The organism is Rhizobium sp. CRRU65 (genome assembly GCF_048551595.1).
Taxonomy (GTDB): Bacteria; Pseudomonadota; Alphaproteobacteria; order Rhizobiales; family Rhizobiaceae; genus Rhizobium; species Rhizobium leguminosarum_J.
In genome coordinates this window covers 41,246-67,150 of the sequence record NZ_JBLYZH010000005.1, presented here as the reverse complement: position 1 = coordinate 67,150, position 25,905 = coordinate 41,246, and the positions used below count along the sequence as shown (strand labels likewise).

General features: G+C 58.2%; 27 protein-coding genes. 12 read left to right on the top strand and 15 right to left on the bottom strand.

The genetic code is table 11. The features are described 5' to 3' along the window. Positions 1-26 precede the first annotated feature (26 nt). The 7 genes from ACM5SV_RS11855 to ACM5SV_RS11825 all read left to right on the top strand — a co-directional run bounded on the left by ACM5SV_RS11855 (position 27) and on the right by ACM5SV_RS11825 (position 7,772). Positions 27-1,445 (top strand): lyase family protein, encoded by a 1,419-nt coding sequence (locus ACM5SV_RS11855; protein ID WP_419425226.1) that lies wholly within the window; start codon positions 27-29, stop codon positions 1,443-1,445. Positions 1,446-1,499: 54 nt separating this feature from the next. Continuing rightward, on the top strand, positions 1,500-2,726 hold the full coding sequence (locus ACM5SV_RS11850; protein WP_419425225.1) for an MFS transporter: 1,227 nt from the start codon (positions 1,500-1,502) through the stop codon (positions 2,724-2,726). 413 nt (positions 2,727-3,139) lie between these two features. Next, a complete protein-coding gene (locus ACM5SV_RS11845) occupies positions 3,140-4,486 on the top strand; it encodes an amidase (protein WP_419425224.1) in 1,347 nt (448 codons plus the stop codon). 30 nt (positions 4,487-4,516) lie between these two features. Continuing rightward, on the top strand, positions 4,517-5,302 hold the full coding sequence (locus tag ACM5SV_RS11840; protein WP_419425223.1) for a transporter substrate-binding domain-containing protein: 786 nt from the start codon (positions 4,517-4,519) through the stop codon (positions 5,300-5,302). A gap of 82 nt (positions 5,303-5,384) precedes the next feature. Continuing rightward, positions 5,385-6,095, top strand: coding sequence for an ABC transporter permease (locus ACM5SV_RS11835; RefSeq protein WP_419425222.1), 711 nt, complete (start codon positions 5,385-5,387; stop codon positions 6,093-6,095). Then, positions 6,096-6,782, top strand: coding sequence for an ABC transporter permease (locus ACM5SV_RS11830; protein ID WP_419425221.1), 687 nt, complete (start codon positions 6,096-6,098; stop codon positions 6,780-6,782). It begins immediately after the preceding gene. A 39-nt stretch (positions 6,783-6,821) separates the two neighbouring features. After that, positions 6,822-7,772 (top strand): LysR substrate-binding domain-containing protein, encoded by a 951-nt coding sequence (locus ACM5SV_RS11825; RefSeq protein WP_315855597.1) that lies wholly within the window; start codon positions 6,822-6,824, stop codon positions 7,770-7,772. 19 nt (positions 7,773-7,791) lie between these two features. On the opposite strand, the gene ACM5SV_RS11820 is transcribed toward ACM5SV_RS11825, so the two are convergent. Then, positions 7,792-8,940: an aminotransferase class V-fold PLP-dependent enzyme gene (locus tag ACM5SV_RS11820; protein ID WP_419425220.1), complete on the bottom strand. Its 1,149-nt coding sequence runs from the start codon at positions 8,938-8,940 to the stop codon at positions 7,792-7,794. Positions 8,941-8,948: 8 nt separating this feature from the next. Next, positions 8,949-9,965 carry an ornithine cyclodeaminase family protein gene (locus ACM5SV_RS11815; RefSeq protein WP_222335505.1) on the bottom strand — a complete coding sequence of 339 codons (1,017 nt, stop codon included), beginning with the start codon at positions 9,963-9,965 and terminating at the stop codon, positions 8,949-8,951. A gap of 282 nt (positions 9,966-10,247) precedes the next feature. Here ACM5SV_RS11815 and ACM5SV_RS11810 point away from each other — a divergent pair, with 282 nt between their 5' ends. The 3 genes from ACM5SV_RS11810 (at position 10,248) to ACM5SV_RS11800 (ending at position 12,603) form a co-directional block, all read left to right on the top strand. Beyond that, positions 10,248-11,378, top strand: a complete 1,131-nt coding sequence (locus ACM5SV_RS11810) for an NAD(P)/FAD-dependent oxidoreductase (RefSeq protein WP_419425219.1) — start codon at positions 10,248-10,250, stop codon at positions 11,376-11,378. After that, entirely contained in the window at positions 11,375-11,725 is a 351-nt protein-coding gene (locus ACM5SV_RS11805; protein WP_419425218.1) for a RidA family protein, read from the top strand. Before ACM5SV_RS11810 ends, ACM5SV_RS11805 begins: the two co-directional genes overlap by 4 nt. 104 nt (positions 11,726-11,829) lie before the next feature. Next, complete coding sequence (locus tag ACM5SV_RS11800; protein WP_419425217.1) at positions 11,830-12,603, top strand: amino acid ABC transporter ATP-binding protein; 774 nt, start codon at positions 11,830-11,832, stop codon at positions 12,601-12,603. 78 nt (positions 12,604-12,681) lie between these two features. Here the strand turns inward: ACM5SV_RS11800 and ACM5SV_RS11795 are convergent, their stop codons facing one another. From ACM5SV_RS11795 to ACM5SV_RS11740, 12 genes are all read right to left on the bottom strand, one after another. After that, positions 12,682-12,921: a GntR family transcriptional regulator gene (locus tag ACM5SV_RS11795; protein WP_419425318.1), complete on the bottom strand. Its 240-nt coding sequence runs from the start codon at positions 12,919-12,921 to the stop codon at positions 12,682-12,684. A 143-nt stretch (positions 12,922-13,064) separates the two neighbouring features. Continuing rightward, the gene (locus tag ACM5SV_RS11790; protein WP_419425216.1) at positions 13,065-13,493 is read right to left on the bottom strand and encodes a c-type cytochrome; all 429 of its coding nucleotides are present in this window, start codon (positions 13,491-13,493) and stop codon (positions 13,065-13,067) included. A gap of 92 nt (positions 13,494-13,585) precedes the next feature. Then, positions 13,586-14,473 carry a copper homeostasis membrane protein CopD gene (gene copD, locus ACM5SV_RS11785; RefSeq protein WP_419425215.1) on the bottom strand — a complete coding sequence of 296 codons (888 nt, stop codon included), beginning with the start codon at positions 14,471-14,473 and terminating at the stop codon, positions 13,586-13,588. Next, positions 14,470-14,838 carry a copper homeostasis periplasmic binding protein CopC gene (gene copC / locus ACM5SV_RS11780; RefSeq protein ID WP_419425214.1) on the bottom strand — a complete coding sequence of 123 codons (369 nt, stop codon included), beginning with the start codon at positions 14,836-14,838 and terminating at the stop codon, positions 14,470-14,472. The genes copD and copC overlap by 4 nt, the downstream gene beginning before the upstream one ends. Before the next feature lie 82 nt (positions 14,839-14,920). After that, positions 14,921-15,511 (bottom strand): SCO family protein, encoded by a 591-nt coding sequence (locus ACM5SV_RS11775; RefSeq protein WP_419425213.1) that lies wholly within the window; start codon positions 15,509-15,511, stop codon positions 14,921-14,923. Between the two features lie 52 nt (positions 15,512-15,563). Then, positions 15,564-16,049: a copper chaperone PCu(A)C gene (locus ACM5SV_RS11770; RefSeq protein ID WP_419425212.1), complete on the bottom strand. Its 486-nt coding sequence runs from the start codon at positions 16,047-16,049 to the stop codon at positions 15,564-15,566. A gap of 62 nt (positions 16,050-16,111) precedes the next feature. Continuing rightward, positions 16,112-16,879, bottom strand: a complete 768-nt coding sequence (locus tag ACM5SV_RS11765; protein WP_419425211.1) for a DJ-1/PfpI family protein — start codon at positions 16,877-16,879, stop codon at positions 16,112-16,114. A gap of 1 nt (position 16,880) precedes the next feature. Beyond that, positions 16,881-17,483 carry an SCO family protein gene (locus ACM5SV_RS11760; protein WP_419425210.1) on the bottom strand — a complete coding sequence of 201 codons (603 nt, stop codon included), beginning with the start codon at positions 17,481-17,483 and terminating at the stop codon, positions 16,881-16,883. Then, on the bottom strand, positions 17,480-18,385 hold the full coding sequence (locus ACM5SV_RS11755) for a copper uptake system-associated protein (RefSeq protein ID WP_419425209.1): 906 nt from the start codon (positions 18,383-18,385) through the stop codon (positions 17,480-17,482). The genes ACM5SV_RS11760 and ACM5SV_RS11755 overlap by 4 nt, the downstream gene beginning before the upstream one ends. Before the next feature lie 11 nt (positions 18,386-18,396). Continuing rightward, the gene (locus tag ACM5SV_RS11750) at positions 18,397-19,770 is read right to left on the bottom strand and encodes a PepSY-associated TM helix domain-containing protein (protein ID WP_222335490.1); all 1,374 of its coding nucleotides are present in this window, start codon (positions 19,768-19,770) and stop codon (positions 18,397-18,399) included. 78 nt (positions 19,771-19,848) lie between these two features. Further along, entirely contained in the window at positions 19,849-20,256 is a 408-nt protein-coding gene (locus ACM5SV_RS11745) for a hypothetical protein (RefSeq protein WP_164048729.1), read from the bottom strand. A gap of 342 nt (positions 20,257-20,598) precedes the next feature. Beyond that, on the bottom strand, positions 20,599-21,879 hold the full coding sequence (locus tag ACM5SV_RS11740; protein WP_419425208.1) for a DUF3422 domain-containing protein: 1,281 nt from the start codon (positions 21,877-21,879) through the stop codon (positions 20,599-20,601). 345 nt (positions 21,880-22,224) lie between these two features. Between ACM5SV_RS11740 and ACM5SV_RS11735 the strand changes: the two genes are divergently transcribed. After that, on the top strand, positions 22,225-23,652 hold the full coding sequence (locus ACM5SV_RS11735; protein ID WP_222335486.1) for an aldehyde dehydrogenase family protein: 1,428 nt from the start codon (positions 22,225-22,227) through the stop codon (positions 23,650-23,652). Here the strand turns inward: ACM5SV_RS11735 and ACM5SV_RS11730 are convergent. After that, complete coding sequence (locus ACM5SV_RS11730; protein WP_222335484.1) at positions 23,646-24,575, bottom strand: LysR family transcriptional regulator; 930 nt, start codon at positions 24,573-24,575, stop codon at positions 23,646-23,648. The genes ACM5SV_RS11735 and ACM5SV_RS11730 overlap by 7 nt on opposite strands. Positions 24,576-24,778: 203 nt before the next feature. On the opposite strand from ACM5SV_RS11730, the gene argE reads away from it, so the two are divergent. Beyond that, positions 24,779-25,903, top strand: a complete 1,125-nt coding sequence (gene argE, locus ACM5SV_RS11725; protein ID WP_419425207.1) for an acetylornithine deacetylase — start codon at positions 24,779-24,781, stop codon at positions 25,901-25,903. Positions 25,904-25,905 lie beyond the last annotated feature (2 nt).

The following is a 25,905-nucleotide window of genomic DNA, read 5'->3' as shown; positions in this document are numbered from 1 at the left end:
AAGAAGACGCTCTTGGCACCCGTCTGATGCCCTACGACACTGCGTACGGTATACAGACCACCCGCGCGATTGAGAATTTTTCGATTTCGGGCCGAACCATCGCTGACATCGAGGGCTTTGTACCGGCGATCTTACTGATCAAGCAAGCTGCGGCCAGAGCAAACCATCAAGCAGGCGAGCTGGACACGTCGATTGCCGAGGCAATCGAGACCGCAATAACGGAGCAGCTGCATGGGATAAAACGTGGGGACTTTCCCGTGGACATTTATCATGGCGGCGGCGGTACTGCCGCTAACATGAATGTCAACGAAGTTCTGGCAAACCGCGCAAGCGAAATACTGGTCGGGCGCAAAGGGTCTGACCCTGTGCATCCCAATACTCATGTGAATATGGCGCAGTCCACAAACGACGTTATCCCGTCGGCGATGAAGATCGCAATCGGTAACGAACTCGGATCGCTTCGGGGTAGTCTGGCCGTTCTCGTCGAAGCCCTGCTTGAAAAGGAACGAGCGTTCAAAGACATCCTCAAGCTGGCTCGCACCTGTCTTCAGGACGCGCTTCCGATTACTTTTGGTCAGCAGTTTTCCGGCTATCGTGCTGCGTTTCAGCGGCAAGCACAGGACCTTGAGGGTTTGGAAATGACTTGCCTGACCCTGCCGCTCGGCGCCACGGCCGTCGGCACAGGCTTCGGCTCCTCTGCTGCCTATCGGCAGTTCGTCTACAAAGAATTGGGGATGCTGACCGGCAAAGCTTATCATCCAGAAGACAATCTGTTCGACGGATTGCAGAATGCCGACCACTGGATCCGGGTTTCGGGTTCGTTGAAAGCAATTGCCGTCACGCTTTCGAAGCTATCATCGGATCTCAGGCTGATGTCTTCCGGCCCCCGCGCCGGCCTTGCCGAAATCACCTTGCCGGCAGTTCAGCCGGGGTCGTCGATCATGCCGGGTAAGGTCAATCCCGTGATGCCAGAAATGATGATGCAGGTCGCATTCCGGGTGATCGGAAACGATGCCACGGTGACGCGAGCTGCCGAAGGAGAGCTCGATCTCAACGTTTGGGAGTCTGTTATCCTGGATGCCCTGAGCGAATCCATACGGCTTATGCGGAAAGCTATCCCGCTATTCGTCTCCGGCTGTGTGTCAGGGATCGAGGTGGATAGCAAACGCGGCTTGGCAGATGCTTCCGGTTCGCTCGCCCTGTCTACTATCCTCGCCGCTATTTACGGATATCCGGCGGCATCCGCAGTTGCCAAGCATGCCGCGCAGCACGATCTGCCGATAGGGCAAGCGGCTGTCGAATATGGGCTCATGAGCGAGCAGGACTCACGCCGCCTTTTTGCCGACCCTTCCGCCTTCACTGATGCTGAACGCTCAGAGCGCTTGATTGCCGACTTAAACGCCCAGCTACACGAGCCATCAATGCAACCGATCCCTTATGTATAGTTTCCGAAGGTTTGACGGTGGAACGATGTCTGATTTTCTCCGGCGAACGAAAGAATGAACAGCATCACATGGACGCCTTTTGTGCGGCTTTGGATTGGGAATACCTCTTCGGGTCTCGCCACGTGGGCCTTGCCATTTGTACTTGGTTTTGCAGTGCTTGGAGGACAATTGACCTCGGCATCGCTTGGGGTTGCCCTGGCAGTTCGTACACTGGGGTTCCTGATCGCTATGCCGATATCAGGTGTCTTGTCCGACCGCTCAGGTCCCAGACCCGTCATCTTCGCGTCAGGGATAGCAGGGGCGGCGGGATTGCCGATTATTTTCGTTGGAATATTTGCAGGGGGACAGTTGACGTCGCTCTTGCTCGTAGTGGGGGCGATCGTCGTTGGGATCGGGCAGGGCGCTTGCCGGCCAGCCTACCAATCCATCATCCCGGAGATAGTACCCGTTGAGGGACTTCAGGCCGCCAATGCCGCGCTGAGTATCTCAGTTCGTGTGACAAGTATCGTGGGTCCCGCCCTCGTCGGTCTTATCGTCTTAGGGCCGGGAATCGAAATAGCCTTTCTGGTAATCGCCGCCCTTTGGCTCACCAGCGCACTCGCGCCGCCAGCGGGAAGGACGAGAAGAATTGACGATGGTTTGCCTTCAGTCGGTAAACTTACTCTTGGGAACATTTTTCACGACTTTATCGAAGGCGCGGGCGAGGCTCGCCGACATCCTTGGTTCGTTACCGGGCTTGTCTGTCTGACTATCACGATCGCAGCCGGTTACTCGGTCACAGCAGTTCTCCTACCGGGCATCAGCCAGGAAGTTTCTGGCGGTGCAAGCCTGATGACGGCGACGGCCACATCATACATGGTGGGAGCGCTCTTCGGAGCGCTACTCATGGCGCGGTGGCGACCCAGTAATAGAGGCTGGGTGGCACTTTTAGGCCTTTGCTTTTACGGGCTCGCGCCGCTAAGCCTTCTTGCGACTGAGACCATGGTGGTGCCGCTCGCGGCATATCTTGTGGCAGGGATCGGGATCGAGATGTTCAATGTCCCATGGTTCACTTCGATCCAGAACGAAATCCCTCAGAACCGACTATCCCGCGTATCATCGCTTGATTTTCTCTTCTCGTACGGCCTGGCCCCATTGGGCTTGGCACTTATGTCGCCGTTGACAGAAACACTTGGTCGGGAGGTCGTTCTCGTTGGAACAGGTCTCCTGTGTCTGGCGGGCCCCGCGATCGCGATGTGTCTACCGACCGTAAGGCGCTTTTCTCGAGAGCCTCAGACATAACCGCCGCGCTCACGTAAAATCCACCTGGATCGTATTGCACGCTGGTTGAGGCGTCCGCTAGGTCTGAAGCATACTTGCCCGGCGGTCCATTTCTGATCCTAGTTACCGCCGCCGCCCCCGACCACTGGTCGGGTATGCATAGATTAAAAGCGAGCGCCTTGGCGTTAGAAAAGATCCATCCTTCTAATTTCCGGATAAGTCGCCGCTTTGATGATCGCCCAGGTCGTGTTGCCCGATCCCTAAAGTAAAGACGGCGACGCCGAGGCAAAAGCAATTGCTCGCCATCATTCCGGCGGGGGCATCAAGAGTTATAACTATTGGTAATCAACCGACCGCCTGCGGGAATTAGGAAGTCTCAAATCGACCTGTTAGCGTTATTTGACCAAAGACAATCCCGAGAGTGACCGAACCTGATGGCGAAACCCTTTCCTCAGACGATTGCCGAAGCTCAAGGCTCGTTCCTGGAAGGATTGTCGCCCCTCGATATTGTCACGGCATGCCTAGACCGCATTCAGGAGCGCAATGATAAACTCGGGGCGATGATCTTCGTCGCGCGGTGCGACGCACTTGAGGAAGCGCAAGAGGCGGAAGCGGCAATTCGAGCCGGAAAACGCATTGGCCCGCTGCACGGTATTCCGGTCGCGGTCAAGGACGTGATCGATGTTCGTGGCTGGCAAACGACCGGGGGGTCACGCCTGTTCGATGAAAACGATGCGCTGAGCGATGCCAGTTGCGTGGCGAACCTCAGATCGGCGGGGGCGATCATCATTGGCAAGACCAATTTGCACGAACTCACGGCAGGCAACCACGATAATCCCTGGTACGGGAAGGTCGTCAACCCACTGGATCAAGTGCGAGGCACTGGCGGAACGAGCAGCGGTTCGGCCGCAGCCGTAGCGGCGGGTTTTTGTTTTGCCGCCATAGGAACCGACACTGGTGGCTCGAACCGATCGACAGCAGCTGCGACCGGACTTGTGGGCTTCAAGCCGACCAACGGCGTCATTGACCCGACCGGAACGATGCCCACAGCACCAACCTTCGACACGATCGGTCCAATCGCCAGAAATGTGGCAGACGCCCGTCTGCTCCATTATGTCATGGCAGGCATCGATCCGCCGGAAGCGAAAAGCGTATCGGTTGCAGGGATGCGAATTGGTTTGTGCCCCAAACTATACGCGGCCGCTGTCGATCCCGCGATTGCAACCGCGCACGACGCATTCCTGGCCTCCGCACAACGGGCGGGCGCTCAAATCCAGGTCCTCCCATTCCAGTTTGCTCGCGAGGTTCGCGAAACGGGTCTGACAATCCTTATGTACGAGTTTACGGTTCACTATGGCCAATTTGTCGAGGCCAATCCCGAGCGGGTCGGGGCAGCAGTCCGCGACTTCCTGTCGAATGGCGCCTCGATTTCGGCGGCCGCATATCAATCAGCGCTCGCGAGCCGAGCGCAAATGCAGAGTGAATTTGAACGGATGTCTCTTGGGATCGACGTTCTGGCGACGCCGGTTGTTCCCGGTCTCGCACCGAGGTTATCGGACGAACTGACGGCAGTGGGCGAAGATTTCGTGCCCTACGGTCTGGCCGGCGGTCACTTTCGCCGCTGGGCGAATTTTTTCGGTGTGCCAACGCTTGCGATGCCGATACCCATGCCGGGCGCTCTTCCAGCATCCATTCAGATCACGACGCCCAAAAACTCGGAAAGCTATTTGTTTTCTGCGTGCGAGGCCCTGAGCCGATTGGAGACTGGCTCGGCCAATTGAACTTAACATCCACAAAAGGGGAATAAAAGTATGAAAAAGATCGCAATTGTACTGTCCGTCATCGCCGCCACGTTCGGCACTGCCACCTCGTCCTCCGCCGCTGACGATGTCATACGTTTCGGCGTTGCCGCAGAACCCTACGCACCGTTTTCAGTAAAAGATTCCAGCGGCAAATGGCAGGGTTGGGAAATCGACCTGATGGATGCCGTCTGCAAGGAGATGACGGCCAAATGTGAGGTCGTCGACGTCGCATGGGACGGCATAATCCCGGCTCTGCTCGCCAAGAAATTCGACGTCATCTGGAGCTCCATGTCGATCACGGACGAGCGCAAGAAGATCATCGACTTCACCGACAAGTACTACTACTCGCCCAACGTACTCGTTGGTGCAAAGGCCGATACACGCAGTTTCGATGTTGCCAAGCCTGAAACCTTCAAGGGCATCACCGTTGCGGCGCAAAGCTCGAGTCTGCAGGCCACCTATATGCAACAGAAGTTCAACGGCATCTCGGATCTCAAGCTCTATCCGACGCTTGACGATGAGATCGCCGATATTCAGGCTGGCCGCGTCGACCTGATGGCCGCCGCCGGCATCCAGATCCAGGACTTCCTCAACAAGCCCGAGGGCCAGGCCTACGAGATCAAGATAACCCTGCCGCACGAAACGATGTTCGGTTATGGCGACGGCGGCGGGCTTCGCAAGGAAGACACCGCACTCAAGGACAAGCTGAATGCGGCGCTCAAGGCTGTGCGTGCGAGCGGTGAATATGACGCGATCACCAAGCGTTATTTCAAAATCGACATCTATGGCGAATGATGATCGAGCTGAGGTCAGGAGCCGGTCCCTCGGGGCCGGCTCTTTTCCAATCTCGACGAATTGACGCGGCGTGGATGCACATATGGCCTGGTTAAACTTACTCAGCTTTGGCGACCGAGGCTGGAGCGACGAGCTGCTGCAAGGCGCGTGGCTCAGCATCGAGATTTCCCTCAGTGCCTATCTCATCGGGTTGGTGCTCGGGCTGTTCGGCGCCATTGCCAAACTGTCGAAGAGCGGCGTGGCCAGATCTGTTGCCAGTGGCTACACGACTGTCATTCGGTCCGTTCCGGACATTCTTGTTATCTTTCTGATCTACTACTCGGCGACCGACGCGCTGAGCTATCTGATCAGTATGACGGGTCTGTCAGTCCAGTTCCAACTCAATGGCTTTGTCGCCGCCGCGATCTCGCTCGGCGTTGTTCAGGGTGGCTACAGCACGGAAATACTGCGCGGCGCGATCGTTGCCGTGTCTCGCGGCCAGACCGAAGCGGCCTTCGCAGTCGGACTGACGCGCAAGCAGGCGTTCTTGCTGGTCATCATTCCGCAGATGTTGCCGCTGGCTTTGCCGGGACTGGGCAACTTGTGGCTCATAGTCCTCAAGGAAAGCTCTCTGGTCAGCCTCATCGGCTTCACCGAACTCGTGCTAGTCGGAAAAATGGCAGCCGGGGCCACGCGGCAGTACCTGTTCTTCTATGCCGCGATCGGCGTGGTGTTTCTCGTCATGTCCGGGGTGTCGTCGCTTGTATTCCATTATTTCGAAGTGAAGGCTTCTCACGCCTGGAGGCGGAAATAGATGTCTGATTTCGGATCTTATCTGTCAGGCGAACTTCTTACGGGCCTGCAAACGACTATCGTGCTGTTCATCGCCTGTGCGATCACCGGAAACCTTTTAGCGCTACCGGTGGCACTGGGTCGGATATCCCAGCGTGCTTGGATCAGATATCCCGTCATGGGTTTCATGCTTGCATTCCGCGGCACGCCGTTGTTGGTTCAGCTCTATATATTTTACTTTGGTGTCGGTCAGGTCCTCGCGACCGTTCCGACCATCCGCTACAGCCCCTTCTGGCCGCTGTTTCGCAGTGCAAACGGCTATGCCTACGTCGTCCTTTCCTTGAATACCGCCGCCTATTGCGCGGAAATTTGGCGAGGCGCCATTCTCGGCCTACCGACGGGGCAAACCGAGGCAGGTCGCTCGCTTGGGCTTTCCAAGTACCGGATAACCCGATCAATCCTGCTCCCGCAGGCATTCCGGTTGGCGCTGCCGGCGATTGGCGGCCAGAACATCCTGCTTTTGAAGGGGACCGCGCTGACCGCTGCGATCACGGTTTTCGAGACGATGGCAGCTGCTAACCTGGTTCGCGCACAGACGTTTCGTACCTACGAGCCCTTGCTCGCGGCCGCACTGGTTTACTTTGTCCTTGCATCCGTCATTACCTCCGGCTTCAAAGTTATAGAAACCCGGTTGGCTTCCCGATACTAATCGAGGCTTCTTTGCTGTTTCTCGTCAACGGAGGCTAGGGTGATCCCAGGCGATGTGGATTTTACACCACGCGAGGTCGAGGTCTTTGCTGCCGTCATGTCGCATGGCACGACGACGAAGGCGGCCGATGCTCTCGATATCACCCAGCCGGCGGTCAGCAAGATCCTGCTGCAGCTGACGAACAAAGCCGGCTTTCCGCTGTTTCGCAATCACCGACAGCGGTTGATCCCGACGCCGGAAGCCCACATGCTCTATGCCGAGGTGCGGCGCCTGTTCGAGACGGTTCGCGGGATATCACAAATCGCAAAGGAAATCCGGGAGCTCAGAAGTGGCCGGCTCAACATCTCGGCACTGCCCGCGTTTGGCCTCACTCTCCTTCCGTCCATCGTCGCAAGCTTCACCAAGCAATACCCTGATGTTTCGGTCACTCTGGATATCCGAAGTTCATCCACCATCATTCAGCGCGCCGGGCGCAACCAGCTTGATATCGGAGTAGCGGCCGAGGTCAACGACGACACTCCATCGGTAGTTCGCCGGTCCCTCGTCGCGACCCCGCCGGTCTGCGTCATGCCGAAGGGCCATCCTCTGAGCAAACTCTCCGTTGTCCAGCCAGACGACCTGGATGGCCTTGACTTCGTATCGCTCGGCGTTGGCGATCCCATGCGCAAGCAGCTGGATGACCTCTGCGAAAGCAGAGGCGTCACCCGTTCGTTGAAGGTCGAAGCGGCGCTTTCCAATACCTGCATCAATCTGGTTGCAAGCGGGCTCGGTGTAACCGTGGTAGATCGGCTCTCGGCATGGATGGCGAAAGACCTGCCAATCGAGATCCGCGATTTCCAACCCCATCTGGACATCAATCTTGGTGTCTACAGGCCGTGGGGCACGATCGCCTCGTCTGCCGCAGACACTTTCATCGAGCATCTTATCCAGACGACCCGGGAATACATGAATATCGTCGATCGTGAGATCAAGGCGCTCGGCGAACGCTAGCGCCTTGATCAGCGTAGACTTAGGCAGTCAGCGTGTCGATAAGCTGAAACAGTCTGTGGATGTCTCGCTCTTCGTTATAGACGTGAGGCGTGATGCGCATCTTTGTCCCGCGTATTGTGACAAAGGCCTTGTTATCCTTCAGGCTCTTAACCAGATCCGCCCGGAAGCGCGCACCCAATTCCACAACCGCGATGTGTGGTGCGCGAAGATCTTTGCGGGGGCCCTCGAAGCCTCGCGCCTCTGCCTCCTGCCAGATCAATTGGTTCAGATGCACCAGGCGTTCGAAAACCGCTTCCGATCCCCAGCTTTGAAGAAGTTCGAGCGAGCGAATGGCGATCGGTAGTACCGCGAAGTCGGAGCGCTCGCCCATGTCGAACCGGCGAGCGCCTGGCAGATAGTCAGGCATTGTCTCAAGGTAGAAATCAGGCCGTTCTCCACCCCGACGGTTCCAGGAGTGGAACTCGATCGGTTTGCCGACTGCCTGCCACTTCTTGTCGGCGTAGAGGAAAGCGAGGCGATAGGGACCGAGAAGGAACTTGTAGGTCGCAAAGGACAGGAAGTCTGGGCGCACCTTTGAGACATCGAAAGGCACAGCGCCAACCCATTGCGTACCATCCATCACGAGGGCGGCACCAACGGCATGCGCAGCGTCGGCGACCGCCTGAATATCGACGCTCATGCCCTCGAACCAATGGACGATGGTACCGGCCACGACAGACACAGGAACCGTCGAGTTGTTGATGGCTGCCACAAGCGCAGAGCCCCAGTCCTGGTCAGGATCTCTCGGCACCGTCACAACCGTGGCGTCCTTTCTTTCCGCCAGTTCGTACCACGCGTAGCGATGCGACGTGTGCTCGTTGTCCATCATCATGATGACCGAGCCGGGTGCGACATGGACATTTGCCGCCGCGACCGCAATTCCGTAGCTGGTCGCCGGAATGACACCGACGTCGTCGATCGATGCGCCGATGAAGGATGCGGCAAGCTCTCGGGCCTGCTCCACCTCGTCGTAATAGGAGTTGATGGTCATGTCCCAGGGGGCAGCCTTGACCAGAACCCCTTCTTGACCGGCGTCCGCTGATATGTTCGGGATCGGCGACATGTAAGCCGCATCGAGGTAAGTCACATCGGCGGGGATCGAAAACAGATGTCTTTGGCTCGGAAGCATGTCAGTCCTCACAATGATACTTCGACGCCGAGACCAAGGTCTCTCGCCTTCCGGAAAATAAAGTCGGCAAACACGATGTCCTGAGCGGGGACACCGAGGGATCGATAAAGTGTGATCTCGGATCGAGCGTTTCGCCCGCTGATGCTACCATTCAACGCGGCACCGATCTCGCCAATAAGATTTGACGGACCGATGATGCCCTTGGCGAGAGGCTCGAAAATGTCCGAAGCGGCGGCCATTGCCATCGGCATGTAGTCGACCCAGATGCGGGAACGCTTCACACATTCGAGGTCGACTTCCTGGAGAGTCGCGACACTGGCGCCGACGGCATTGATATGGGTTCCGGGCGTCAGCCATTCTCCCATCAGAACGGGCAATTTTGCCGAGGTCACGGTGCAGACGATATCTGCTCCGTCCACGGCCGCCCGCGCCGTATCATAAGGCACCGTCGGCATGCCCTTGCTGGTCTGTTGGTCAGCGAAAGCCCTCGCCTTCTCAGGGTTTCGACCCCATACGCGCACGCGCGATATCGGGCGGACCGCACCGATCGTTGCGATGTGCCGTTCAGCCTGCTCGCCATATCCGATAAGCGCGAGTTCGCAGGCGTCGGGGCGCGAGAGCGCCCGCGTCGCCACCGCGCTTGCCGCCGGCGTCCGCATGCCTGTAATGGCGCTGGCATTAATAAGAGCGACGGGCCGTCCTGTTTCCCGATCGAAAAGCAGAACTCCACCCTGGTGAGAGGGTCGCTGATGCTCAAAATTGTGCGGATAGACCGACTGGACCTTCGCGCCGAACGGTTCGGCTTCACTTGCCGATCCATACATGACCGAAAGACAGGTGCCGGCGGTGCCGGGGAGGGGCAGGGTTCGGCGAATGTCTTGTTGTGCCGTACCATCTGACGTTTGTCGAAGCGCGGTGTCGGCAAGCGCGATGGCCTCGTCGATGGAGACGAGAGATTCTGCGGTTGGACCATCAATGACCAGAAGACCGTGCGCGTGTCCTGGTTGGGATGTCGTTGAAGACATTTTAATCTCGCACTGGTGGCACAGGAGACAAAAGATATCAGCAATGAAAACGCCAGGGTGATCAAACTTGATAACCTGAGAGGGTAAGTTTCCTCCTGTTTCTCATAGTCGTAGTGTCGAGCACGGATCGTGCGGCCTTCATAACTATTGCTTATAAACCGCCCCCTTGCGGTTGTTTGACCCTCCAGTCCTCCGTCGCCCATACATGCTGACATCGCCGAATTGTTGCCTTCTATCGGGATGGCGCAAAGCGGATCGAATTGATGCAAATAGGAGAAGAATATGCGCGTCGTAGTGATAGGGGCCGGGATCGTCGGAAGTTCCGTGGCCTACGAGGCGGCTAAAGCCGGGGCTCAGGTGACAGTGCTCGAGGCGGGCAGGATCGCCGGCGGAGCATCAACCTCCAGTTTCGCGTGGACCAATGCGACCGGCAAAAGGCCACAGCCTTATTTCGCTTTGAACGTCTTGGGCATGCGAGCGCATCTCGACCTTGCCCGCGAATTCGGTCATGCGCCATGGTTCCACCAGACCGGCAGCATCGAATGGTATTCGGATGCGAGCGACTGGCCGGCCCAGCTCGATAATGCCGATCAGATGCGCGACTGGGGCTACGGCGTGGAATGGATCAGCAAAAGCCGGTTGGCGGAACTGGAACCGGATATCGATCATTCCGCGATCAAGGATTCGCCACTTGTCTATTACCCGGAAGAGGGTTGGGTCCATCCAGCTCTTTATTCTGCATGGCTTCTGCGCGCGGCGAAAGAGAAGTGGAACGCCGACATTCGGCCGTTTACCGGGGTCAAGTCGATCGACGTCCAAAATGGCGTGGCAAAATCGGTCAAGACCGTCGACGGCTCGACCTTTGAAGCCGATGCCATCATCAATTGCACGGGGAGTTGGGCTGCCGATGTCCTGGACGGCGTGCCGGCCATCCCGATGGCCTCGAATATGGGCATCGTGGGCTTTACACTGCCGATCGCGACTACGCTTCGCCGGCAGTTCCACATGGATGATCTCGATGTGCGTCCTGATGGCGCCGGTCGTCTGATGATCCACAAAGTCTCGGTCGATTCTCTGGTGACTGAAATGCAGCCCCTCGACACAGCTGGCCCGGAGGCTGCCCTCCTGCTGGACGCCGTCAGAAAGGTTCTGCCGGCCATACAGCCTACCGACATGGAATCAATCCGCACCATCGTGCGGCCAATTCCCGGCGACAACCTGACCTGCAGCGGCTGGGTTCCCGGCGTCGACGGATACTATGTTGCCGTCACGCATAGCGGCGTATCTATCGCGCCGCATCTGGGCAAAGCCGTCGCTCAGGAAGTGGTTCGCGGGCGTCTCCACGAGAGCCTCACTGATTTCCGCCCTGATCGCTTTCTGGCGGCAAAGAACGGAATGGGACAAAGAGCATGACGATTATCCGCATCGCGAAAACGGAAAAACTAAGCCGTGTCGTCATCCATGAGAAGGTGGCATACTTCTCGGGGTTGACTGCCGATGACAAGAGCCTGGACACCGTCGGTCAGACCGAGCAGATTCTTGCAAAGGCCGACGCCTTTCTCAGGGAGATCGGATCTAACCGGTCGCTTCTGCTCAGCGCTACCATTTGGCTGCGAAATATCGAGGATTTCGATGCCATGAACAACGCCTGGACTGCTTGGATCGACAAGGATGAGCCGCCGGCACGTGCTACCGTTCAGGCGATCCTGGGCCTGCCGGATATCAAAGTCGAAATCCAGTTTACGGTCGCTTTGCCGTAGACAGGCGTTTTTGGAATTCCCCTCTTCTTTCACCATCAGTCAAAGAACCAATCAAGGCGGAGTGGGCGTGCTCAGCTCCGCCTTTCGTCGAAAGGAAACCGATCATGGCGGAAGCTCAAAAGAAGAAGGTGGACCTGTTCGACACCCAAGTGGCTGTCGACCTTGTCGATATGAACAAGTGGTACGGCGACTTTCATGCGTTGCGCGATATCAATCTTAGGGTGCTGAAGGGTGAGCGCATCGTCGTCGCCGGTCCGTCCGGCTCCGGCAAGTCGACGATGATCCGCTGCATCAACCGGCTGGAAGAACACCAGAAGGGCCACATCATGGTCGATGGCACCGCGCTCACCAACGACCTCAAGAAGATCGACGAAATCAGGCGCGAAGTCGGCATGGTGTTCCAGCACTTCAACCTGTTCCCGCACCTGACGATCCTCGAGAACTGTACGCTGGCGCCGATCTGGGTGCGCAAGCTGCCGAAGAAGCAGGCGGAAGAGATCGCCATGCACTTCCTCAAGCGCGTCAAGATCCCCGAGCAGGCAAACAAGTATCCGGGCCAGCTTTCCGGCGGCCAGCAGCAGCGCGTGGCGATCGCCCGGTCGCTCTGCATGAACCCGAAGATCATGCTGTTCGACGAGCCGACTTCGGCGCTCGATCCTGAAATGATCAAGGAAGTTCTCGACACGATGGTCGGCCTTGCCGAAGAACGAATGACGATGATCTGTGTGACCCATGAAATGGGCTTTGCCCGCCAGGTCGCCAACCGCGTGATCTTCATGGACCAGGGCCGGATCGTCGAGCAGAATTCGCCTGCCCAATTCTTCGACAATCCGCAGCATGAGCGCACCAAACTGTTCCTTAGCCAGATCCTGCAGTAGATGAAATCGGCGCCGGCCTTCAATCCCGCAGATTCGCGCACTAAAAGTCACGTTTCGGACTGAAATGAGCGCCCACCGCTAATTCGTTTTGGCCTTCGCGCCAAGGAGTCGAGACAGGGGCTTAGCCTTCCCCGCGACAAAAGATCCAATGCCGGGGACGGCATAAATCATTCGGAGCATGGACAGCTCCTGCCTCGCCCGAGCGGCGGTCATCTTGCTCACTCCGAACTGCAACATCATCTCAGTTTCGGACGGGATCCTATCGCCGGGGACCAAAAGACCGCTTTCGATCTGATTGCGTATCTCGGCGCAAATCATTCGATAGCCGCGGCTTGCGTATCCTCGCTCTGTTTCCTGCATGGACTTTGCTGCCTCCGGGCAACATGAGCGAATCTGCTCCGAGCCATACTACCGGAAGCAACTTCCGACCGATCATAACTTCAGGTCATGTCTTGATACCTCTATTTATTCGTACGAAGGAACTCGATCAGCCCCGAAATTTGCGCATCACCCAAACCCGCAAACGCCATCCTGGTGTCGGGGACAAGTTTGTGGGGATTTTCAAGAAAGGCGCGGAGCGTCGTTTCATCCCATATCAATCCACTTTCGCGCATGGCTGATGAATATGGATAGGCGGTGGAGGCGGCGGCACGGTTGAGAACACCGGTGAGCACAGGGCCGGTGGAGTTTCGAGCGCCGGGTCCAATCTGATGGCAGTGCGCACAAGGCTGGAAAATCGGCGAAAATGTTTCCGTTGGTGGAGGGAGGACTAGCTTTTGCGAGGACGCACTCTCCGGCGCAACCCAGGTGCCTTTTCCGGCGAGATAAGGCATTCCGGCAACCGCGACCAGCACAAGTACCAGCCCTACGAAGACGTATTGTCGTTTCAATATATATTCCTTTCGGTTTAATTGGCGCAGGCATGGGTGATGCGACTGTTTGGTCGTGCGGTATGCCGACCTTAGTTCTGCTCGCCACTCGATTAGTTCGGATCGATGGTGCCGAACCAGGCCACCAGGCCAACGACTGCGACCGCGAGGACGATCTCGGCAAGTGTCGCCTGGATGATCGCTGTTTGAGCCTGTGTCATACTGTGCGACAGCCGGGGCACGAACAGGTAACGATTGGCGATCGCCAAGGTCACCATGATGATGACCAGGACGATCTTGATCGACAGCATCACCTGATAGGGGAAAGACCATTCGAGCGGCAAACCGCCAAGGATCAGAATCATGTTTGCGATCCCGGTCAGGAGTACAATCGCCACGGCGACGTGTCCGGCGTTCGAGAACCGTATCAACGCGAGACGTGCCTCTGATGCGAACTCGGGGTCCGACAAAAGAGGCATAAGCAATAGTACCGGCAAGAGGGCGCCAATCCACGCGCCGCCGGACAGCAGGTGTGCGATATCATTCAGCCGATGCGCAAATCCGATCCCGCCCTGGCTCGTTGCCGCGTGCCCAGTGAAGACCTGTGATGCGAGCAGTAATCCCGAGGAGATTGCGACTGCCGTCTGACGCCGGTGAGCGGACGAAAAAACGGAAAGCCCCAGCAGGGCCGCCGCGACCGCCTGCGCCTGCCATGCCCGTCCGACATTGGTATCGAAAAGCACCGCAACGACCGTTGATGGATCAATGGCATCACTCCATCCTTCCCCAATCGTTGCGGCTCTCAGCGGCAGAAGAACAGCTGTCGTCGCGACGATAACTGCGATCCCGAAGGAAGCGTAGATCCGGAGCCGCCCGCCTATCCGCTCAGAGAGATCGGCTGGCACGAGGGCGCTGAGATAGGCGAACGTACCCCAGAGCAGCATTGCTACGCCGAAAAGCAGGTAGCGGCAAAGGACGACAGCGGCCTCCGGCGTGATCATGGCGCGACGGTGAAACTATAGGTGCCGTTGGTTTTATGCCCATCCGTCGACAGCACATGCCATTCGACCGTGTATTTTCCGGGGGTAAGCTTTTGAGAAACCGGCACCATTAATGTCATGTCGCCGTCCATCAGAGAGCCCTCTCCGGTCTTCACGGCTGCCTTGGCAGGGCCGGTCAGTTTCGCACCGCTGAACTTCAGGTTCAGCCCTTCGGTGAAGGTGAGGTCGAGTTCCGAAGGCGCCTGCTTCACCGTGGTGTCGCTCGCTGGCGCAGCCGCCTTCAAATGAGCATGGGCCAGAGCCTGGCCGGCGAAGGCGATGGTGGCGGCAACTGCGAGGAAAGTAAGTTTCTTGATCTGGGGCATGTCGCTCTTCCTTGTGGTTGATCGGTGGTAATTCCTGAACGTAGGGCGGTCGGACAAAATCTCGTTTCGCGCGTCCGTTCATCTATTGGATGAGGTTACGGATTTTCTTCAGCGCCACCTCAGTGTCCTCGCCGTAGGAAATCGTGCCTTTAAAATTCCCCTTTGCATCGACGAGCAGAACCGACGCCGTATGGTCCATCGTGTAATCGCCATCCGGCGTCGGGACCTTCTTGACGTAGATGCGCCAGCCCTTGATCGCCTTCTGCATCTCAACCGGGTCGCCGGTGATCCCGGTAATCCGGTCGGTGAAGTTCGAGGTATAGCTGTGCATGATCTCGGCGGTATCCCGCTCGGGATCGACCGAGAAGAAATACGCCTTCAACCCGCCAGCGTTTGGACCGAGCGTCTTGAACCAGCCAGCCATCTCGTAGAGCGTCGTCGGGCAGACGTCCGGGCAGTGTGTATAGCCGAAATAGATGAGAGACGGATGCCCCTGCAGCGCCACGTCGGTAATCGGCTGGTCTCGATCATCGGTCAGCTTGAAGGGTGCACCAAAAGCGGTGTCGACGGCACTGGCTTGTTCGGATCGATGCCACGCAACCCAGCCTACGCTCCCGCAAACGAGCAGCAATGCCGTGGCGAGGCCTGCGAAAATTCTCTTTCTGGTCGTCATCGGAATGTACCTCGCGTCCGTGCCTTAAACTCCGGATCACTCACGATGTTTCTCACTTTGCGATCTCCTGGTGACTTCCCGTGCCACCGGCGACGGGACCCCCGGTAAAGTCGATGGCAACGGCGCCCGCCTTCTCGAATGTCAGCGTCGACTTGATCACCTGGCCTTGCTTGAAGGGCTCAGCAACCTTCATGAACATCACGTGGTAGCCACCCGGCTTCAGCTCGACGGTCTTGCCGGCGGGTATCGTCAGGCCATTCGCAAGCTCCCGCATCAGCATCACGTCGTTGTCCATCTTCATCTCGTGAATCTGCACTGTCCCGGCGCGCGGCGAACCGGCGGTAACCAGTCGGTCGTCGGTAGTGCCAGTGTTGGTGATGGTCATGTAGCCGCCACCGACCGGCGCACCGGGAACCATGGCTCTGACATAAGGCTCGGAAATCTTGAGGGTGCCGATCGTGAAGTCTTCAGCCACAGCTGAGTTGCACAGCAAGCAGGCGAGACTGAAGGCGATAACTAGGGAAACGCGTTTCAACATGGTCGATGTCCTCGTGAAAGAGAATTTGAAATGACGCTGTCTGAATGATGTTTCGGCCATCGTCAGAGCTGCCTTGAAACGCGCTCGGCTGCCGCCCTGGCGGCGTCGAGCGCCGAGGCGCGCCGGGAAAGGACGCTAGACACCAATGTCTGCCCCGCCTTATCAGGTGATCCGGCGTCGAAAGGCGGGTGTGGGTCGTATTCGATCAACAGCTGTATGAACTTCGCCGTATCCTCGCCGCGAAGGCGTGCCGCGAGCGTCAGGCCGAAGTCAATGCCAGCGGTCACGGCAGCACCGGTGATGACATTGCCGTCTTCGACGACGCGTGCTTCAACCGGCGTTGCCCCAAAGAGCGGCAGCAGGTCCCGCGTATACCAGTGCGATGTAGCGCGCTTGCCCTTCAATAGACCTGCGGCACCTAGCAGCAAGGATCCGGTGCAGACGCTCGTGACAAACTTCGCCTTGGCGCCGCGCGACCGCAGGAAGCCAACAACCTCGGCGTCCTCCATCATTGCGGTCGTTCCACCAAGCCCGCCCGGCACGAACAGGACGTCGGCCTCATCAGGGCAGTCTGCCAGCGTCGTCGTCGGTGCAACAGTAACGCCGGTGTCCGTCTTCACCGGGTCCATGGTCTTCGAGACCAGGTGAATGTCCGCCATCATCATGTTGAAGCAGGTGAGGGGACCGGCAAGGTCGAGAAGGATCATGCCGGGATAGATGAGCGCGATGACCTTCAGCTTGTTTGCAGGTTGATCTGCAGCACCTGCCGAACCAGCAGCCAGCGCCAACGAGGATGCTGCAAGCACGATGTTGAACTCTCTGCGGTTCATTTCAGGCACCCTTTGCTTGGCTGAGGAGAAGACTGCGGATCTTGGCAAGTGCTGCGTCCTGGTCCGATCCATAAGGGATCAGCCCCTTCAGGCGCCCATCGGCGCCCACCAGCAGCAGATCGACCGTGTGGCTCATGTGATAGTTTCCATCATCTGCCGGCTGCTTTTCTGCATGGATGAACCAGCCTTTCGCGACCTTCTTCATCTCCTGCACGCGCCCGGTCACGCCGGTAATGCGGTCACCGAATGCGGTGACGTAATCGTGCATGACGGTCTGCGTGTCTCGCTCGGGATCGATAGAGAAGAAGTATGCTTTCAATGGCCTGCCCTGCTCGCCAAGTGCAGCGAACCAGCCGGTGATCTCGTAAAGCGTGGTCGGGCAAGCTTCCGGGCAATGGGTGTACCCGAAGTAGACGAGCGACGGATGTCCCTTGAAGATCGACCGATCGACCGGTTTTCCCTGATCGTCGATCAGGGAGAAGCTCTCGTTGAACGGCGAAGCTCTCGGTGTATCGAGATAGACGGAGAACATCACGGCGATGAGGCTGGCAACGAAAACTGCGCTCGCCGAGAGCGCCGTGATAGCAAGCGTTCTCGGTTTCATTTCGAATGCCCTTCGTGGCCGCCCGCCGCTGCGGCGCTCTCCTCATCCGCCATCATCACGGTGCCTTCGAAACTTGCGAACAGCGCAACGATTTTCGGGTCAAGTTTCGCCTCCGCATCCAACAACCTTGCAGAAAGCGCTGTTGCGTCGTCCGTGGAGAGACCGACCTTTTGAAGCGATGCGGCGTCTTTGATGCCGTCGCCGCTGCACAAGTGCACGTTCCAGCCATGGTGACCGTTCTTGAGCAGCGCCCGGCCGCCGCGCCCGGCCTGTTGCCAGCCGGCAATCGCCCAATCCCCCTGGACGACAATGGGTTCGACGGTCAGTGGCTTGTCGGCTGTCTCGAACATTGTTTTCAAGGTCTTGGGAATGGTCTGCTGGGGATCGTCAGCCGCCGGCATCGAACTCATATCCATTCCCTTCATGTCCATAGCTGGCGACTGTTCGTCGTCGGGACCGAGCGGGCCGGCAATCTTGCCGACAGCAAACGTGACCTGGACGTCGCCGGCCTTCTCGAAGGTGAGTGTTGCATCGATCTTCTCGCCCTGCTTGAATGGGTTTTCGACGTTCATGAACATCAGATGGTAGTCTGGCGCCAGCTTGATGGTCTGCCCGGCGGGTACGCTGAGACCACCCTTGAGCTCGTCCATGATCATGATGCCATTGTCGATTTTCATTTGATGAAGTTGAACCTGACCGGCGCGTGCGGAACGGGCTGCGATCAACCTGTCAGGCTGCGTCCCGTTGTTGGTGATGGTTACGAACCCATCGCCAACCTTGGCGCCCGGCACCATGGCGTGGGATGCCGGATGGCTGATGGTAAGGTCGCCGGCCTTGTAATCCTCAGCAAAAGCGGCAGAGGTGACGAGCAAGGTCGCGGCAAATATAGCAAATGTCTTCATAGCAATTTCCCTCAAGCAAAGGCGCGCTTCAGCGGCGGCACGAAACGGACGACCAACTGATCGAAGGCGACCATTAGGAGGATCGCCAAGCCGCTGAGCGGGAAGGCGATGGCGAATGCCAGGGCAATGATCCACAGCCCGAGATAAACCGATCTTTGCGGCGGCATCGGCGGCACGCCGAGACGGCCGGCGGGACGGCGTTTCCACCACATGATCACGCCAGTGATGCAGGAGAGGATGATCATCAGGCAGGTCGCCAGCATCAGGAATTGGTTGGCCCGCCCATATTCCTGGCCCTGGTGGGTATTGATGCCCCATTCGATCGCTTTACCGAGAACTGGATACTGATCATACGAGATATCCACCAGCGGTTTGCCGGAGTACTGGTCGATGTGGATCATCCGCTCCTTGGCGAGGTCGTCGGGATAAATTGCCGCGGAATAAACGCCTGTCGGATCGGATGGAATGGCGACGTCGAAGCCCGGTGCCATCCCTGCCTGCTTGGCAACGGCGACGGCCCGATCCAATCCCACCGGTTTCTTTGACTGGGCTGCGGCGATATCGGAGAGCGGCACTGGCGCCTTTTCGACTGCCCAGCCGACCTTTGGCAGTATGTCCGCTGTCACCTTCTGGGACTTCGGAACGTCGTCCCAGAGTTGTGTTGGGTAGCCCAGGCCATGGCTGCCGAGCCAGGATTGAACGTTCGATCCCCAGTAACTGGACCATGGCATGCCTGTGATGGCCAGAAAGAAGATCAGGATGCCCGCAAATGCGCCGGTGACGGCATGGAGGTCCCGCCAGAAGACGCGACGGGATGGTGTGCCGCGAACGCTGACGACGCCCCCAGTTTGGCGGCGCGGCCACCACAGATAAATACCCGTCACGACCAGGACCATGACAAAGCCGCCCACAATCTCGATAATCCTGTTGGGAGCGTCTCCAAAGTAGACGAGGCTGTGGATGTGCTTGACGACCGTATTGAACTCTTGCGTCGTCTCGACCGTGTCGAGCACCTTGCCGTCATAAGGATTGACAAAGACCAGGCTTGAGCCGGCATCCGACGAGACGGTCATAATTGCCGAGCGATCTGGCCCGGCGGGGTCCTTATAAGAGGTTGCAACCGATCCCGGAACGGCATCCTCGGCAATCGCTGCGATCTTCTGCGGCGAAAGCGGCTCACCCGCCGGCGCGACGATGTAGCGATAGGCGAAGGCCGTATTGTTGATCTCGTCCTTGAACAGGTAGATTGAACCGGTAATGGAGAGGTTGAGCAGGAAAGGAATGACCAGCAGGCCGGCAAAGAAATGCCAGCGCCAGATGGCGCGATAGAGCGATACGCCGGCGATGGCGTTCTCTGCCGGTTCAGCGGCAATGATAGTAGACATGATAATATATCCGAATCCTTGACCGGCGATATCGCGGCCATGATGCAAGATGCACCACGGCGTCAGCCGCGATGCGGTTCAGGCAAGGATCGGATCGGCAGGTGGAGCGCGTGGGCCAGTGTTTGGTGGATAAAGCTGACGATGGAGGATCTCCACGCGACGCGGCAGATCAATTGTCACACCAAAGCTCATCCGCACACCAGTGGCATCGGCAGGCTGTGGCAGCAAGACCGAGGCGCTGATGCGGCAGGCTTCGCAGGGGTTGAGATGCCCGACCTTACCGTGCTCCTTGCCGTTGTTGTCGACGACGGTGATGCAGAGGGTCGGCAGTGTGCCGTCAGGCAGCACATATTGGGCGAGCGCGGCGGGGCTGAGACTATCCTTAGCGAAGGCGGGGACTTGATGTGCGAAACCGACGAACAGCAGCGCCAGCGCGCATATGATGCGCACCGCCAATTGGTCGATCTGGTCTGCTCGCAGCTTCAAGGTTCCCTCCACGTGGCACGATCTTGTGTTAGCGGCATTCGTGGAGAAGCTCAATGCGGCAATTCAGACATCATACTTTCAACCGACGGCGTAACGAGCCAACGTTACGCCCCTAGGTTCTCAATGCGCTGTTCAACTGAACTGCCGTAGCTCAGCCAAGATCTGTGCGAGATTGCTGCTGCTGGATCTTCTTATCTGTGGCGACGAATTTGGACGTTAACATTGGCGCTTCACAACGCGGCGGAGGTGGTAGGAAAACTATCGCCCCGCCGAAGCGCTTGCTGGAGATACAGAAGAGCTGCGTTGATTGATCGAGTGTCCCCGGGTCGGGCTACGCTACATCTAGCTCTCTGCCTTTAAGGCATGCTTGACGCGGAGGATGGTGATCACAACAGATCCTACAACCACCGGAACAGCGACGAGCATGATCACCGGATCGAAATGGAATCCTGCATGGTCTGCTGTCTCATATATAAATTTCAGCAAGCTCAGCAAGTAGTAGCTAATTGCAATCATTGAGAAGCCTTCGACCGCGCGCTGGATCTTGACCTGCGTCGCGGCCCGATCAGCCATCGCCTGAATCTGTGTAGAGTTCTGGAACTCAATCTCGACCTGGATTCGGGTTTGTAGCAGGTCGAGCAGGTGCATCGCAGCCCTTGATAGGTGCTCAAGCCTCAATGCTGTTGCTTCGCAGGTACGCACCGCAGGCTTGAACCGGCGCTCCACGAAGGTACCGAAACGTTGAAAGCCGGGGACATGGGTTTCGCGTAAAAGGGCGATCCTCTCTTCAACGATTTTGGCGTAGGCAGCAGTTGCGCCAAACCTGTTTCTGGTCTCCGCGGTGGCTGAAATGATATGCGACGAGAGAACAGTAATTTCCTCGAGCAATTGCTTGTGCTGATGTGCAGGCGTACTCAAGTTTCGATTGGTCAGCCGAACGAGTTCCGCGTCATATCCGCCCAGAAGCGGGGCAAGACGACGCGCCTCCGGCAATCCGAGCAGCGCCATTGACCTATAGGTTTCGATCTCAAAAATCCGCCGTACCATGCGCCCAAGCCGATGTGCATTCAGGTCCTTGTTGAACAGGATGATTCTGCTTGAATTGTCCTCTCGAACGCGAAAATCGGAGCAAATCTGTGCCGCCCCGCCGCCGATTGATGACGCGGCGGTATCGCCGAAGTCGAGCGACTTTAGAACCGTTCCCAGCTGATCAGGAGGGTTTCCGAGGACGAGGATACTCACGTGGCAAACGAGCAGAGGAGAGTTCAGCCCTGCCAGCCGAGCAAAATCACCTTCACAAAGGTCAGTTTCCGGCCAACCCTCGGGCTCGCTGTCTAATTTTCGGACCCGCGTGACCGTTACGAACTCAGTGTGCCGTTCAACTCTGACTGAAATTCCACCTTCGGCTTCGAGACTATCGTGGAACTCCTTGATCACGCCATCCAACGGCATGAAAGCAACGTGCTCGACGATCGCCGGACCGGTGAAATAAATCGACGGGCGAGCGTGAAGCTCCGAGTTGAAGTCTGCCATCTTCTGTTCAAAAGCAGCTGGACGAGAGACCTGTGGTGCGGAAGCAGACACCGTTGGGGAGAATGCATCTTCTGCGCCCTTTGAAATCATGTCTGTCTTCCCCATTCCCGAAAGCACACGAACTGCCGAACCTATATGAACGGAATGCAATCAACTTGAAAAGCCCCGCCGGAGTTGTTGCGGTCGACTTGCGCGGCAAGCGAGGGGCGTTGCTTTCCTGGTGACAGGACTCAACACTTGGTCGGCTGACGCCGAGGGAGCTTTTGGACGGACATACACGAGGTAAGGCCGATACCACCTGCGTCAGGTCCGACGACGCGTTTTCCGTTAACACGCGTCTTAAGCAACCATTCAGACGACATGAATTGTCATCTTCTGGTCTTTGCGGGCATCTTGCTCAGGCAGCTCGGAATGGCCGCGACGCGAGGTGAAACTATGGTGACCGAACGAGAAAACCAATTCTACCTTGGCGGGGAATGGCGGGAATTTGCGGACGTAACGCATTTGCCGGTCGTGGATCCCGCCTCGGAACGGGTGGTTGGACATATTGCTGCGGGTGGTGCTCATCACGTCGACATCGCGGTTGGAGCGGCGCGCAAAGCCTTCTCCGCCTTCTCTCAATCGCCTGTGTCCGAAAGGTCCGCTCTGCTCGGCAGGATGCATTCGCTCCTGAAGGAACGAGCTGAGAGCTTCGCGGAAGCCCTCGTTATGGAGATGGGGGCGGCGATCAGCTTCGCGAGGGCTTCGCAGGTTCCTTTCGCTGCCGAGCACATCCGCGTCCAGATGGAAACTCTTGAAAAATTCCGGTTTGTGACGATTGATGGGCGTACCGCGACCGCCAAGGAGGCGATCGGGGTATGCGCCCTGATCACACCATGGAACTGGCCGCTCTACCAGATCACCGCCAAGGTCGCCCCCGCAATCGCGGCAGGCTGCACCATTGTCCTCAAGCCCAGTGAGCTTTCACCCTATAGCGCTCTGCTCTTTGCCCAGTTGATGCACGACGCCGGCACTCCGCCAGGCGTATTCAATCTGGTCAACGGCACTGGCGAGAGCGTTGGCGCAGCGCTCGCCAGCCATCCGGACGTTGACATGGTTTCGATCACTGGTTCGACCCGCGCGGGTGTACTCGTAGCGCAGGCGGCCGCACCGACGGTGAAGCGGGTGGTCCAAGAACTCGGCGGCAAGTCCCCGAACATTTTGCTTGACGATGCCGATTTCAGCGAGGCGGTAGCGAAGGGCGTCCTCGCCGGCATGCGTAACGTCGGCCAGTCGTGCAGCGCCCCGACGCGCATGCTGGTACCCGCACATCGGCTGGCCGAAGTGGAGGAACTTGCAAGCACCACCGCGCGTGCCATCAGCGTCGGCGCTCCGCTTGATCCGGCGACGAACATGGGACCCATTGCCAATCGTGCCCAATTCGAGCGGGTACAGACCATGATCCAGGCCGGTATCGATGACGGCGCCAAGCTCCTGTGCGGTGGATTGGGTAGGCCGGCCGGTCTCGACATCGGCTTCTTCACACAGCCGACGATCTTTTCCGAGGTGATGTCCGACATGCGCATAGCTCGTGAGGAGATCTTCGGCCCCGTGCTTTCGATCATGCCCTACAGGCAAGAGGAAGAGGCAATTGCGATTGCCAACGACACCGTCTATGGGCTCGGCGCCCATGTCCAGTCTTCGGATCCGGAGCGGGCACGGCGGATCGCCGCACGCATTCGTGCAGGCCAGGTTCATATCAACTATCCGGCTTGGGACGGAGCGGCCGCGTTCGGAGGGTACAAACGCTCGGGTAACGGCCGCGAATACGGTGTATACGGCCTCGAAGAATATCTCGAGACGAAGTCCATCCTCGGTTATTGACGAGGTGACGCGGCGCGGTCGGCTCGCCAGGGCAGTGGCTTCAACGATTGACGAAGCATCGTTAGGAAAGCGTCAGTCCGCGCGCTTCGCCCGTGCCGCGATCCGAGGATGGCGACGATATCGGCCGGCGGGAGTTTCCAGTTGGGAAGTACCTGCCGCAGTCGCCCCTCGGCGAGATCTTCTGCAACGCTCCATTCGGAACGCATCATGATACCCTGACCAGCCAGCGCCCAGTCCCTTATGACTGCACCATCGTTGCTCGACATGACCGGATTAATACGCACTGTCGCACTTTCCTGCCGCAGTCCCTTGAAGCGCCAGAGCGTTACGTCTTCCTCGTTCTCTCGAACTGCAAGACAGCGATGTGGAGCAAGATCGGCGGGTGCATAAATGGGCGGAGCCGTGGCCAGGTATTCCGGACTTGCGCAGAGAATTCGATCGTTCGGCGCTAATGTTGTCACGATTTGGTCTAGATGCGCGGATGCCCCGATGTGAACAACGACCTCATAGCTTTCAACGATTAGAGCCGAGGGATGGTCGGACAGCTGCAGGGTAGCCGTCGCTCCGCCATGCTCTCGAGCAAACGCTTCCACGACCGGGGCCACGTAGAGCCTTCCAAATCCGTGTGGTGCTGCGACCCTGAGGTGTCCGCGAACCGCACCCTTACGATCAGCTAGGGCCTCGGCAAGTGAATCTATGGCATCGCTGACGATAACGCTGTGAGAAGCGACCAATGAGCCCTCTTCAGTGAGGCGCAGCCGGCGTCCGGACCGGTCGATCAACCGTACGCCGGCTTTCTCTTCGAGCGCGCGCAGGCGCTGGGTGACCGCGGGAGGCGTTACGTTCAGCTTTCTCGCGCTTTCCGCGAGAGATTTCGAGGCGGTAAGGACCGAGAAGAAGGCGAGATCATCGGAGGTAAGCATTAATTCGTGCCTTAATGGAACCTTCACTGCTCATTAATTGCCATCTTTAGGGTTTGGCGACAAGGTCAATTTCGAAATTGGAGATCGGATTCACGAATTTAGTGTCTTCGACTCCGACCGCCCGTTTGGCCGCGGCGACCAGTCTCAGGGAGCAGGAAACTGCCCTTCCAGACGCTGGGGGTTGTCATGGTGGAGAGCCTGCGATGAATGCTAAAGATATCCTCGAGCAGCTGGTCGGCTTTCCATCCGTCGTCGGGACTCCGAACGGCGACATCGTGACATGGGTCAAGGGCTACCTCGAAAGTCATGGCGCCGCCGTGACTGTCTTGCCGGGACCAGAAGGAGATCGAGCAAATCTTTTTGCCACCATCGGCCCTAAAGACAAGCCCGGCTACATTCTTTCCGGGCATATGGATGTGGTTTCTGCGTCCGAACCCACCTGGACGTCGGATCCCTTCCGCCTGCGGGCAGAGGGCGATCGGCTCTTCGGCAGGGGGGCGTGCGACATGAAGGGCTTTCTTGCCGCCGCCCTTGCAGGACTTCCGGCAATGACGAGGATGCCATTAAGCCGTCCGATCCACTTCGCCTTTTCCTATGATGAGGAAGCCGGATGCCGCGGCGTGCCGCACATGCTACGGCAGATCGGGAGCCTGTGCGCCCCGCCCTTGGGCGCAATTATCGGCGAGCCGAGCAGCATGGTGGCGATCCGAGGTCACAAGGGAAAGGCGGCCGCCCGCGTCGAGATCCATGGCACGACCGGCCATTCGTCGCGTCCCGACAGGGGCCTCAACGCCATTCATGCTATGACTGCGGTGATGACCGCAGCTATGAAGACCATCGAGACTCTGCGGAACGGTCCCTACGACCAGACCTTCGAACCCCCGTATTCCAGCCTGCAAATCGGCACGATCGTGGGCGGCCGCAGCGTCAACATCATCCCTGATCTCTGCGCTCTGGAATTGGAAGCCCGCGCCGTGCCCGGCGTGTCGCCAACGGTTCTGCTGGAACCTATCAAGGCAGTTGCCGAGGCGTTGGAGAAAGACGGCTTCCGCACAACGTGGGAGACCAGCAGCACCTACCCCGCACTCTCGCTTGATGCCGACGCGCCGCTCGCCCGGCTGGTCGAGGGAGTGACCCGCACGCCGGCCTTGGCCGCCGTCAGCTACGGCACGGAAGCCGGGCTCTATCAGGCCGCTGGCATCGACGCGATCATCTGCGGGCCGGGGGACATCGCCCGCGCCCATCGCGCCGACGAATTCATCCGCCTCGACGAACTTATTGCCTGCGAGGAAATGATCTTGCGGCTTGCCGAAACCCTGCGAGACTGAGA

What these genes read in the sequence shown, in the direction of transcription:
- ACM5SV_RS11855 (WP_419425226.1), top strand. Translation starts at nt 27, where the DNA reads ATGCCCTACGACACTGCGTACGGTATACAGACCACCCGCGCGATTGAG.
- ACM5SV_RS11850 (WP_419425225.1), top strand. Translation starts at nt 1,500, where the DNA reads ATGAACAGCATCACATGGACGCCTTTTGTGCGGCTTTGGATTGGGAAT.
- ACM5SV_RS11845 (WP_419425224.1), top strand. Translation starts at nt 3,140, where the DNA reads ATGGCGAAACCCTTTCCTCAGACGATTGCCGAAGCTCAAGGCTCGTTC.
- ACM5SV_RS11840 (WP_419425223.1), top strand. Translation starts at nt 4,517, where the DNA reads ATGAAAAAGATCGCAATTGTACTGTCCGTCATCGCCGCCACGTTCGGC.
- ACM5SV_RS11835 (WP_419425222.1), top strand. Translation starts at nt 5,385, where the DNA reads ATGGCCTGGTTAAACTTACTCAGCTTTGGCGACCGAGGCTGGAGCGAC.
- ACM5SV_RS11830 (WP_419425221.1), top strand. Translation starts at nt 6,096, where the DNA reads ATGTCTGATTTCGGATCTTATCTGTCAGGCGAACTTCTTACGGGCCTG.
- ACM5SV_RS11820 (WP_419425220.1), bottom strand. Translation starts at nt 8,940, where the DNA reads ATGCTTCCGAGCCAAAGACATCTGTTTTCGATCCCCGCCGATGTGACT.
- ACM5SV_RS11815 (WP_222335505.1), bottom strand. Translation starts at nt 9,965, where the DNA reads ATGTCTTCAACGACATCCCAACCAGGACACGCGCACGGTCTTCTGGTC.
- ACM5SV_RS11810 (WP_419425219.1), top strand. Translation starts at nt 10,248, where the DNA reads ATGCGCGTCGTAGTGATAGGGGCCGGGATCGTCGGAAGTTCCGTGGCC.
- ACM5SV_RS11805 (WP_419425218.1), top strand. Translation starts at nt 11,375, where the DNA reads ATGACGATTATCCGCATCGCGAAAACGGAAAAACTAAGCCGTGTCGTC.
- ACM5SV_RS11800 (WP_419425217.1), top strand. Translation starts at nt 11,830, where the DNA reads ATGGCGGAAGCTCAAAAGAAGAAGGTGGACCTGTTCGACACCCAAGTG.
- ACM5SV_RS11795 (WP_419425318.1), bottom strand. Translation starts at nt 12,921, where the DNA reads ATGATTTGCGCCGAGATACGCAATCAGATCGAAAGCGGTCTTTTGGTC.
- copD (WP_419425215.1), bottom strand. Translation starts at nt 14,473, where the DNA reads ATGATCACGCCGGAGGCCGCTGTCGTCCTTTGCCGCTACCTGCTTTTC.
- copC (WP_419425214.1), bottom strand. Translation starts at nt 14,838, where the DNA reads ATGCCCCAGATCAAGAAACTTACTTTCCTCGCAGTTGCCGCCACCATC.
- ACM5SV_RS11775 (WP_419425213.1), bottom strand. Translation starts at nt 15,511, where the DNA reads ATGACGACCAGAAAGAGAATTTTCGCAGGCCTCGCCACGGCATTGCTG.
- ACM5SV_RS11770 (WP_419425212.1), bottom strand. Translation starts at nt 16,049, where the DNA reads ATGTTGAAACGCGTTTCCCTAGTTATCGCCTTCAGTCTCGCCTGCTTG.
- ACM5SV_RS11765 (WP_419425211.1), bottom strand. Translation starts at nt 16,879, where the DNA reads ATGAACCGCAGAGAGTTCAACATCGTGCTTGCAGCATCCTCGTTGGCG.
- ACM5SV_RS11760 (WP_419425210.1), bottom strand. Translation starts at nt 17,483, where the DNA reads ATGAAACCGAGAACGCTTGCTATCACGGCGCTCTCGGCGAGCGCAGTT.
- ACM5SV_RS11755 (WP_419425209.1), bottom strand. Translation starts at nt 18,385, where the DNA reads ATGAAGACATTTGCTATATTTGCCGCGACCTTGCTCGTCACCTCTGCC.
- ACM5SV_RS11750 (WP_222335490.1), bottom strand. Translation starts at nt 19,770, where the DNA reads ATGTCTACTATCATTGCCGCTGAACCGGCAGAGAACGCCATCGCCGGC.
- ACM5SV_RS11740 (WP_419425208.1), bottom strand. Translation starts at nt 21,879, where the DNA reads ATGATTTCAAAGGGCGCAGAAGATGCATTCTCCCCAACGGTGTCTGCT.
- ACM5SV_RS11735 (WP_222335486.1), top strand. Translation starts at nt 22,225, where the DNA reads ATGGTGACCGAACGAGAAAACCAATTCTACCTTGGCGGGGAATGGCGG.
- ACM5SV_RS11730 (WP_222335484.1), bottom strand. Translation starts at nt 24,575, where the DNA reads ATGCTTACCTCCGATGATCTCGCCTTCTTCTCGGTCCTTACCGCCTCG.
- argE (WP_419425207.1), top strand. Translation starts at nt 24,779, where the DNA reads ATGAATGCTAAAGATATCCTCGAGCAGCTGGTCGGCTTTCCATCCGTC.